This window comes from Streptomyces sp. NPDC058665 (assembly GCF_042714995.1).
In the GTDB taxonomy this organism is placed as follows: Bacteria; Actinomycetota; Actinomycetes; order Streptomycetales; family Streptomycetaceae; genus Streptomyces.
Genome location: NZ_JBHXRX010000005.1, coordinates 203473 through 213215 on the forward strand (window position 1 = coordinate 203473; position 9743 = coordinate 213215).

General features: G+C 68.8%; 8 protein-coding genes and 1 riboswitch. All 8 genes read left to right on the top strand.

Annotation, left to right across the window (positions count from 1 at the left end):
• Positions 1–217 precede the first annotated feature (217 nt).
• The 8 genes from ACFWV8_RS05030 (at position 218) to ACFWV8_RS05065 (ending at position 9654) form a co-directional block, all read left to right on the top strand.
• The gene (locus tag ACFWV8_RS05030; RefSeq protein ID WP_329392262.1) at positions 218–982 is read left to right on the top strand and encodes a GntR family transcriptional regulator; all 765 of its coding nucleotides are present in this window, start codon (positions 218–220) and stop codon (positions 980–982) included.
• Positions 983–1147: 165 nt separating this feature from the next.
• The gene (locus ACFWV8_RS05035; protein WP_384198054.1) at positions 1148–3403 is read left to right on the top strand and encodes a carbon starvation CstA family protein; all 2256 of its coding nucleotides are present in this window, start codon (positions 1148–1150) and stop codon (positions 3401–3403) included.
• The gene (locus ACFWV8_RS05040) at positions 3400–3606 is read left to right on the top strand and encodes a YbdD/YjiX family protein (protein ID WP_384198056.1); all 207 of its coding nucleotides are present in this window, start codon (positions 3400–3402) and stop codon (positions 3604–3606) included. Before ACFWV8_RS05035 ends, ACFWV8_RS05040 begins: the two co-directional genes overlap by 4 nt.
• Before the next feature lie 103 nt (positions 3607–3709).
• Complete coding sequence (locus tag ACFWV8_RS05045; protein WP_384198058.1) at positions 3710–4231, top strand: GNAT family N-acetyltransferase; 522 nt, start codon at positions 3710–3712, stop codon at positions 4229–4231.
• Between the two features lie 51 nt (positions 4232–4282).
• Positions 4283–4415, top strand: a riboswitch (cobalamin riboswitch).
• A 145-nt stretch (positions 4416–4560) separates the two neighbouring features.
• Positions 4561–6957 (top strand): ribonucleoside-diphosphate reductase subunit alpha, encoded by a 2397-nt coding sequence (locus tag ACFWV8_RS05050; RefSeq protein WP_384198059.1) that lies wholly within the window; start codon positions 4561–4563, stop codon positions 6955–6957.
• Positions 6957–7976 (top strand): ribonucleotide-diphosphate reductase subunit beta, encoded by a 1020-nt coding sequence (locus tag ACFWV8_RS05055; RefSeq protein ID WP_329381813.1) that lies wholly within the window; start codon positions 6957–6959, stop codon positions 7974–7976. The genes ACFWV8_RS05050 and ACFWV8_RS05055 overlap by 1 nt, the downstream gene beginning before the upstream one ends.
• Positions 7977–8034: 58 nt before the next feature.
• Positions 8035–8265: a Scr1 family TA system antitoxin-like transcriptional regulator gene (locus tag ACFWV8_RS05060; protein WP_384198061.1), complete on the top strand. Its 231-nt coding sequence runs from the start codon at positions 8035–8037 to the stop codon at positions 8263–8265.
• A gap of 108 nt (positions 8266–8373) precedes the next feature.
• Positions 8374–9654: an MFS transporter gene (locus ACFWV8_RS05065; protein ID WP_384198063.1), complete on the top strand. Its 1281-nt coding sequence runs from the start codon at positions 8374–8376 to the stop codon at positions 9652–9654.
• The last annotated feature ends 89 nt before the right edge of the window (positions 9655–9743 follow it).

Below are 9743 nucleotides of genomic sequence, written 5' to 3' on the forward strand. Positions count from 1 at the left end.
CGGGGCTGGGACCTGGTCTTTAATGGTTTAGACCAGTACGGGGAGCTTGGCCTAGACCTTTAGGGGTGTCAAGGGTGTATAAGAGGGCTGTCGTGTCCGTTATCGGACCGACACCTGGATCGGGGAGACGACCCGCGACCGGACCGTGCCACCATGTGAGCCGCGACAGACGGAGGAGCCGGTGACGGCAGCAGCGCAGGACTCGGGAAGGCAGACCATGGCCACGGAAGGGGGCGGCACCGAGAGCGAGAACGGGGCAGCCACCCGTACCGCACGCGTACCCAAGTACTACCGGCTGAAGCGGCACTTGCTCGATATGACCGAAACGCTTCCCCCGGGCACGCCCGTACCGCCCGAGCGCACCCTGGCCGCCGAGTTCGACACCTCGCGCACCACGGTGCGCCAGGCGCTCCAGGAGCTGGTCGTCGAGGGGCGGCTGGAGCGGATCCAGGGCAAGGGCACGTTCGTGGCCAAGCCCAAGGTGTCGCAGGCTCTCCAGCTCACCTCGTACACCGAGGACATGCGCGCGCAGGGCCTGGAGCCGACCTCCCAGCTGCTCGACATCGGTTACGTCACCGCCGACGACACGCTCGCGGGACTGCTCGACATCACCGCCGGCGGACGCGTGCTGCGCATCGAGCGCCTGCGGCTGGCGAGCGGCGAGCCGATGGCCATCGAGACCACACACCTTTCGGCCAAACGTTTCCCCGCGCTACGGCGCTCGCTCGTCAAGTACACGTCGCTCTACACGGCGTTGGCTGAGGTGTACGGAGTCCATCTGGCGGAGGCCGAGGAGACGATCGAGACGTCGCTGGCGACACCGCGCGAGGCGGGGCTGCTCGGTACGGACGTGGGCCTGCCGATGCTGATGCTCTCGCGGCACTCGATCGACACCGCGGGGGAGCCGGTGGAGTGGGTGCGCTCGGTGTACCGGGGCGACCGGTACAAGTTCGTGGCGCGGCTGCGGCGGCCCACCGACTGAGTCCGGCAACAGCCCACGCCAGGTTGGGCGTTGAGTAACCGGCGCGCGCGTGGGGCACGTACAACGTTGTCCTACCGAAACGCGGCCGGGGGGTGACGCGTGCCGAGAAGGTCCCTTAGATTTCCTGCGAGTTTCAGCAGGTGACCAGTGAGGGGACGACTCGCCATGCCAGAGCCGGCACCAGCAAGTTCCGCGCAGAACTCATCGGGTTCGACGAACTCGTCCGGGCGTCTGACGCCGAGATCGATCGCGATCTGGGCGCTCGTCGCCCTGGTGGGCGCGGTCGGCTGGGGTGTCCTCGCGCTGTCGCGCGGAGAGGAGATCTCCGCCGCCTGGATGCTGGCGGCGGCACTCGGTTCGTACGCGATCGCCTACCGCTTCTACTCAAGATTCATCGCGCGGCGGGTGCTGAAGGTCGACAAGACGCGGGCCACGCCCGCCGAACGGCTCGACAACGGTGTCGACTTCCACCCCACCGACCGGCGTGTGCTCTTCGGCCACCACTTCGCGGCCGTCGCGGGCGCGGGGCCGCTCGTGGGGCCGGTGCTGGCCGCGCAGATGGGCTATCTGCCGGGCACCATCTGGATCGTCGCGGGCGTCATCTTCGCGGGCGCGGTCCAGGACATGGTCACGCTCTTCTTCTCCACGCGCCGCGACGGGCGTTCGCTCGGTCAGATCGCCCGTGACGAGATCGGCCCGTTCGGCGGCGCCGCCGCGCTGATCGCGGTCTTCCTGATCATGATCATCCTGCTGGCGGTGCTGGCGCTGGTCATCGTCAACGCGCTGGCCGACTCGCCGTGGGGTGTCTTCTCCATCGCGATGACCATCCCGATCGCGCTCTTCATGGGCGTGTATCTGCGGGTGCTGCGGCCGGGCAGGGTCAGCGAGGTCTCACTCATCGGGGTGGCGCTGCTGCTGCTCGCGATCGTGGCCGGCGGCTGGGTCGCCGAGTCCTCGCTGGCGGACACCTTCACGCTGGAGGCCGGCACGCTGGTCATCTGGATGATCGTGTACGGCTTCCTCGCGTCCGTACTGCCGGTCTGGATGCTGCTGGCGCCGCGCGACTATCTGTCGACCTTCATGAAGGTCGGCACGATCGCGCTGCTGGCCATCGGTGTCGTCGTCGCGCTTCCGACGATGAAGATGGACGCGGTCACGGAGTTCGCGAGCCGTGGTGACGGTCCGGTCTTCGCCGGTTCGATGTTCCCGTTCGTCTTCATCACGATCGCGTGCGGCGCGCTGTCCGGTTTCCACTCACTGATCTCCTCGGGCACCACGCCGAAGATGGTGCAGAAGGAGACCCAGATCCGGATGATCGGATACGGGGCGATGCTCACCGAGTCGTTCGTCGCCATCATGGCGATGATCACGGCGTGCATCATCGACCCGGGTCTGTACTTCGCGGTCAACTCCCCTGCCGGTGTCATCGGCGGCACGGTCGAATCCGCCTCCCAGGCGGTCGCCAACCTCGGCTTCACGATCTCGCCCGACCAGCTCGCCCAGGCGGCCAAGGACGTCGAGGAGTCGAGCCTGCTGTCGCGCACGGGCGGCGCGCCGACCTTCGCGCTCGGGATGTCGGACATCTTCTCGTCCGTCATCGGCGGCGCGGGGCTGAAGGCGTTCTGGTACCACTTCGCCATCATGTTCGAGGCGCTGTTCATCCTGACGACGGTGGACGCGGGGACGCGCGTCGGGCGCTTCATGCTCCAGGACATGCTCGGCAACGTCTACAAGCCGATGCGCCAGGTGAGCTGGAAGCCCGGTGTCTGGTTCGCCAGCGCCGTGGTCGTGGGCGCGTGGGGCTACTTCCTGTGGGTCGGCGTGCACGACCCGCTGGGCGGCATCAACCAGCTCTTCCCGCTGTTCGGCATCGCGAACCAGCTCCTGGCGGCGGTGGCGCTCGCCGTGTGCACGACGCTGCTGGTGAAGTCCGGGCGGCTCAAATGGGCCTGGGTGACGGCGGTTCCGCTGGCCTGGGACGCGGCGGTCACGCTCACCGCGAGCTGGCAGAAGATCTTCTCGGACGACCCGAAGGTCGGTTTCTTCACCCAGCGCGACGTCTACCAGGCGGGCATCGACAGCGGCGAGGTGATCCCGCCGGCGAAGACGATGGACGACATGCACACGGTCGTCACCAACTCAACGGTGGACGGGGTGCTTTCGGCGCTGTTCGCGATCCTGATCATCGTGGTCATCGCCGACGCGGGGCGGGTCTGCTACCAGGCGATCCGCCACCCGGAGAGCGTGAAGCTGTCGGAGACGCCGTACGTGAAGTCGGAGATCGTGGCACCGGCGGGGCTGATCCCCACGAAGGAGGAGAAGGCGGAACTGGCCGCCGCGGCGGCGGGTGCGGGTGCGGGCGCGGGCGCGGGCGCGCCGGATCCGAAGGCGCCCAGCTCCAGCGGGGCGGGTCCGTCGTGACGCCGACGTCGAAGGTGCGCCACGCGGTGGGCCGGATCCGTTGGTACGTACGGGAGTTGACGGGCGAGTCGGCATACGACCACTACGTGGCCCACACCCGCGCCTGCGACCCGACGGCACAACCACTGACCCGCCGCGCCTTCGAACGCGAACGGACAGACGCGAGGGAGGCGGACCCGAGGGAGGGCTTCCGCTGCTGCTGAGAGGGTGAAGGGCCCGCCGTTCCCGCACGGGGAGCGGCGGGCCCTTCGCTGTCCGGGGTGGCCTGTGCCTGGGGCCGGCCGTGCCGTGTTGCACACTGCTGTCATGGATCAGACGACACGGTCGGAGAGCGACTTCACGATCAGAGCGGCCGAGCCCTCGGAGTACGAGGGGCTCGGGGAGATAACCGCCCGCGCCTATCTGGACGACGGGCTGCTGGACTTCGGGGCCGACGATCCCTATCTGGAAACCCTGCGCGACGTCGCGGCGCGTGCCGTCGGGTGCGAGGTGTTCGTGGCCGTCGACGGTGAGGGGGCTCTGCTCGGTGGGGTCGCCTACGTCGGTGCCGGGTCGGTCTGGGCCGAACTCGCGGTGGACGGGGAGGCCGAGTTCCGCATGCTGGCCGTCGCGCCCGGCGGCCGGGGGCGCGGGGTCGGTGGGGCGCTCGTGCGGGCGTGTGTGGACCGCGCGCGGGCCACCGGACGCGTACGGGTGCGGCTCTCCACCCAGAAGAGGATGCTGTCCGCCCACCGGATCTACGAGCGGCTGGGCTTCGTACGGACGCCGGAGCGGGACTGGGCGCCGTATCCGGAACTTGCACTGCTCACGTACAGCCTGGAGATCTGAGCCGAGTCATCCCCGACACAACATGTGGGGGGTGGCGCTCCCAACCAACCCCAGATGTATGCTCAAGTCTGCTGTCGCCGCAGGAGAATCCGGTGTGAATCCGGAACTGTCCCGCAACGGTGTGCTGTGGTGCGCTTTGTCGTGCCCGTGAGTCCGAGCACCTGCCGACGGCGCACCCGGATCGACCGGTCCGGGTGCCGAGACGTCCGGGCTCCGAGGCTGGGCCGGCGGACGCCGCACCGCTCGCCGCCCGGTTCCGGGCCGGCGTACGCGGGCGTGCGCCGTCATGCCCTCCCCCTGGCCCGGAGCCGAGCGAGGGAGAGCACCACGTGACCATCGCGCCAGCCGATCCGGTTTCAGCGATCGGGGAGAAGCGGGAACGAGACACCACCGGGCCGGCCGACGGCCCCGGGGCGGGCCTTCTGCGGGTCCTCACGGACCTCACCGCCGATCTGGCCGACACCGACCCCGGCAAGGTCGCCGCCGCCGCGCTCCGTGGCCGCAACGCCGCCTCGGACGACGCCGAGTTGCGCGCACTCGCCACCGAGGCCGCGGCCGGGCTGATCTCCGAGGACCCCGCGTACTCCCGCCTCGCCGCCCGCCTCCTCACCCGCACCATCGCGGACGAGGCAGCGGGGCAGGGCGCCGTCTCGTTCTCCTCCTCGGTCGCCGTGGGCCACGCGGAGGGCCTGATCGCCGACCGTACGGCCGCGTTCGTCACCCGCCACGCCGCCCGCCTCGACGCGCTGATCGACCCCGCCGCCGACGACCGGTTCGGCTACTTCGGCCTGCGCACGCTCTTCAGCCGCTATCTGCTCCGGCACCCGATCACCCGCGATGTCATCGAGACGCCGCAGTACTTCATGCTGCGCGTCGCCTCCGGGCTCGCCAAGGACGACTCCCCGGCCGCCGTGGACGAAGTGGCCGCGCTGTACGGCCTGATGAGCCGGCTCGACTATCTGCCCTCCTCCCCCACCCTCTTCAACTCCGGCACCCGCCACCCCCAGATGTCGTCCTGCTATCTGCTGGACTCCCCACTGGACGAGCTGGACTCGATCTACGACCGTTACCACCAGGTGGCCCGCCTCTCGAAGCACGCGGGCGGCATCGGCCTCTCGTACTCCCGTATCCGCGCCCGCGGTTCGCTGATCCGCGGCACGAACGGGCACTCCAACGGCATCGTGCCGTTCCTGCGGACGCTGGACTCCTCGGTCGCAGCCGTCAACCAGGGCGGCCGGCGCAAGGGCGCGGCCTGCGTCTATCTGGAGACGTGGCACGCGGACATCGAGGAGTTCCTGGAGCTGCGCGACAACACCGGCGAGGACGCCCGCCGTACGCACAATCTGAACCTGGCGCACTGGATCCCCGACGAGTTCATGCGCCGGGTCGACGCGGACGGCGTCTGGTCGCTCTTCTCGCCCTCCGACGTGCCCGAGCTGGTCGATCTGTGGGGCGACGACTTCGACGCCGCGTACCGGGCGGCAGAGGCGGCGGGCAAGGCCCGCAGAACGATCCCGGCGCGCGAGCTGTACGGCCGCATGATGCGCACCCTCGCGCAGACCGGCAACGGCTGGATGACCTTCAAGGACGCCTCGAACCGTACGGCGAACCAGACCGCCGAGCCCGGCACCGTGGTGCACTCCTCGAACCTCTGCACCGAGATCCTGGAGGTCACGGACGACGGTGAGACGGCCGTCTGCAACCTAGGCTCGGTCAACGTCGGCGCGTTCGTGACCGATTCGGGCGAGCCGGGAAGCGAGCCGGGAGGCGAACTGGACTGGGAGCGGCTGGACGACAGCGTCCGCACCGCCGTGACCTTCCTCGACCGGGTCGTGGACATCAACTTCTACCCGACCGAACAGGCCGGCCGCTCCAACGCCAAGTGGCGCCCCGTGGGCCTGGGTGTGATGGGCCTCCAGGACGTCTTCTTCAAGAAGCGGCTGCCCTTCGACTCCCCCGAGGCCGCCGCGCTCTCCACGCGGATCGCCGAGCGGATCATGCTCGCCGCGTACGAGGCGTCCTGCGACCTCGCCGAGCGCGAGGGCCCGCTGCCGGCCTGGGAGCGGACCCGCGCGGCGCGCGGCGTACTGCACCCCGACCACTACGACGTGTCGCTCAACTGGCCGGAGCGCTGGGACGCGCTCAGGGCGCGCGTCGCGAAGAGCGGCATGCGCAACTCCCTGCTGCTCGCCATCGCTCCCACCGCGACGATCGCCTCCATCGCGGGCGTCTACGAGTGCATCGAGCCGCAGGTCTCCAACCTCTTCAAGCGCGAGACGCTGTCGGGTGAGTTCCTCCAGGTCAACGCCTATCTGGTGGCGGAGCTGAAGCGCCTCGGCGTATGGGACGCGCAGTCCCGCGAGGCGCTGCGCGAGTCCAACGGCTCGGTGGCGGGCTTCAGTTGGATCCCGGCCGAGGTGCGCGAGCTGTACCGCACGGCGTGGGAGATCCCGCAGCGCGGCCTGATCGACATGGCGGCGGCGCGCACGCCGTTCCTCGACCAGAGCCAGTCGCTGAACCTGTTCCTTCAGACGCCGACCATCGGGAAGCTCAGCTCGATGTACGCGTACGCCTGGAAGAAGGGTCTGAAGACCACGTACTACCTGCGCTCGCGCCCGGCGACCCGGATCGCCCGCGCGGCGCGGTCGGCTCCAGCGCCGACGCCGGCCCCCGAGGCGATCGCCTGTTCCCTGGAAAATCCCGAGTCCTGCGAGGCCTGCCAGTAATGAGCTCCACCCCTCTTGAGAAGAACCTGCTCGACCCGGGCTTCGAACTGACGCTGCGCCCCATGCGCTATCCGGACTTCTACGAGCGCTACCGCGACGCGATCAAGAACACCTGGACGGTGGAGGAGGTCGACCTCCACTCCGACGTCGCCGACCTCGCGAAACTCTCCCCCGGCGAACAGCACATGATCGGCCGGCTGGTCGCGTTCTTCGCGACGGGCGACTCGATCGTCTCGAACAATCTGGTGCTGACGCTCTACAAGCACATCAACTCCCCCGAGGCACGGCTCTACCTCTCCCGCCAGCTCTTCGAGGAGGCCGTGCACGTCCAGTTCTATCTGACGCTGCTCGACACCTACCTGCCCGATCCGGCGGACCGCGCGGCGGCGTTCGACGCGGTCGAGGAGATCCCGTCGATCCGCGAGAAGGCCCAGTTCTGCTTCAAGTGGATGGACTCGGTCGAGAAGATCGACCGCCTGGAGTCGGCGGCGGACCGGCGCCGCTTCCTGCTGAACCTGATCTGCTTCGCGGCCTGTATCGAGGGCCTGTTCTTCTACGGTGCGTTCGCGTACGTCTACTGGTTCCGCTCCCGGGGCCTCCTGCACGGGCTGGCCACCGGCACCAACTGGGTGTTCCGCGACGAGACGATGCACATGAACTTCGCCTTCGAGGTCGTGGACACCGTCCGCAAGGAGGAGCCGGACCTCTTCGACGACGCGCTCCAGCGGCAGGTCACCGACATGCTGAAGGAGGCGGTCGAGGCGGAGCTCCAGTTCGGCCGCGACCTGTGCGGGGACGGCCTGCCGGGCATGAACACGGAGTCGATGCGCGAATACCTCCAGTGCGTCGCGGACCAGCGCCTCCAACGCCTGGGCTTCGCGCCGGTGTACGGCTCCGAGAACCCGTTCTCGTTCATGGAGTTGCAAGGCGTCCAGGAACTGACGAACTTCTTCGAACGCCGCCCGTCGGCGTACCAGGTGGCGGTGGAGGGAACGGTCGGCTTCGACGACGACTTCTGACCCGTACGGGTGCGGCTTGTACGGCCCGCGGGCCGGGACCGGGAGGTCACGGCCCGCGTTGGATGGTGGGCCTGACGCAAGAGGCCCTCGCGGAGGCGGTTGGCTACTCGCTCGAATCGAGGCGGAGGCGATCAGCCGGATGTGCTACGGGCCCCTGCTCATTCCCGGGTCGCTCCAGACCGAGGAGTACGCGCGGGCACTGTTCTCGGCGCACTGCCTGACTGTCGCCGGCAAGCAGGTTCTTGACCCCTTGCACCAGGCGGTGTCTTCAAGCGCGCGCACGCGCTGAACGTGCCGACCAAAAAATGGCGTTGACCGAGGACACTCAAGGCGTGAGATCGTCGCCTTGGTCGGAATCAACGGCATAGTGGGGCGGTGAGCGGTGGCTGGCTCGGACATGACCCGTGACCTGCAAGTCAAGGAGACCTCGTCTGATCCGCCTCTGTGGACAGCGGATTTCCGGCTGTTCTTCACCGCCCGCACGACCTCTTTGCTGGGCGACACGATGCTCCCCGTCGCGATCACGGCCGCCGTAATCCGGGCGGGGTACGGGGCGAGTGGGGTGGGCTATGCGCTTGCCGCGCTCGTGGCGCCGTTCGCAGCGCTGATCATCTTTGGCGGGGTGATGTCCGACCGCTTCGGTGCTCGGCGGCTGATGGTCGTTTCGGACACAGCCCGGCTGTGCTCTCAGGGAGTGCTCGCGCTGCTGTTCCTGCTCGGTACGCCGCAGTTGTGGCAGATCCTGTTGCTGCTGGCCCTGATCGGGGCGGGCAGCGCGATCTTCCAGCCGGGAGTCGCCAGCATCACCCCGCTCATAGCCCAGGACGTACAGAAGGCCAACGCCACTCTCCGTATCTCGGAGTCCGTCGCCGTCATCATCGGACCGTCTCTGGCCGGTCTGCTGCTGGCGGTCTCCTCGCCTGCGGCGGTGGTCGCTCTCGACGCTTTGACCTATGCGGCCAGTGGCGCCTGTCTGCTCCGGCTTCGCTCGGTCCCGATGGGCCCGGCCGAGCGGGCCGGCGCATCCTCGTTCCGGGCCGATCTCGTAGAGGGATGGCGCGAGTTCCGGGCCAGGACCTGGTTGTGGAGCGTCATCGTCGTCTTCATGCTCTGGCAACTGGCCGGAGCCGGCCCCGCTATGACCCTGGGCAACAGCACGCTCGTCACCGACCACGGAGCATCGGTGTTCGGCCTGGTCATGTCGTCACTCGGAGTGGGAAGTGTGCTGGGCGGGCTCGTCGCGATCAGGCTCCGCCCGCGGCGTCCTCTCCGGGCCGGCGCCCTCTCCATGATCCTTTGGGCGTTCATGCCGTTGGGTGTCGCGCTCGACCTTCCCGCGCCGCTCATCGCCGGATGCTACGGGGTGAGCGGCGTGGGCATGGCGTTCTGGATCGTCATGTTCCACACGAGCGTGCAGACCCACATCCCGCAGGATGTCCTCGGCCGGGTACACGCGTACGACGCGGCCGGCTCGCTGGTGATGAAGCCGGTCGGGCAGGCGGCGGCCGGGCCGCTCGCGCTCGTCGCGGGGACCGTGCCGCTGCTGTACGTGTCCGCGTCCATGGCCCTCGTCGCATGCGCACTGCTGCTGGCGATCCCGGCTGTGCGCGGCCTGAAGAGCGTAGAACGCCAGGCGGTCGCCCCTGATGTGGGCGTGACAGTTGAAGACACCCCCTAGGGGGTGTCTTCAAAGTCCCGCCTGGCCCGCGACGCCTGGCACGCGCGCTCGCGGCGTTGTCGGAGTCGCTCAAGTACGTCCAGTACGAG

Coding starts and splice junctions, on each gene's coding strand:
- ACFWV8_RS05030 (WP_329392262.1), top strand. CDS start 218: ATGGCCACGGAAGGGGGCGGCACCGAGAGCGAGAACGGGGCAGCCACC.
- ACFWV8_RS05035 (WP_384198054.1), top strand. CDS start 1,148: ATGCCAGAGCCGGCACCAGCAAGTTCCGCGCAGAACTCATCGGGTTCG.
- ACFWV8_RS05045 (WP_384198058.1), top strand. CDS start 3,710: ATGGATCAGACGACACGGTCGGAGAGCGACTTCACGATCAGAGCGGCC.
- ACFWV8_RS05055 (WP_329381813.1), top strand. CDS start 6,957: ATGAGCTCCACCCCTCTTGAGAAGAACCTGCTCGACCCGGGCTTCGAA.
- ACFWV8_RS05065 (WP_384198063.1), top strand. CDS start 8,374: ATGACCCGTGACCTGCAAGTCAAGGAGACCTCGTCTGATCCGCCTCTG.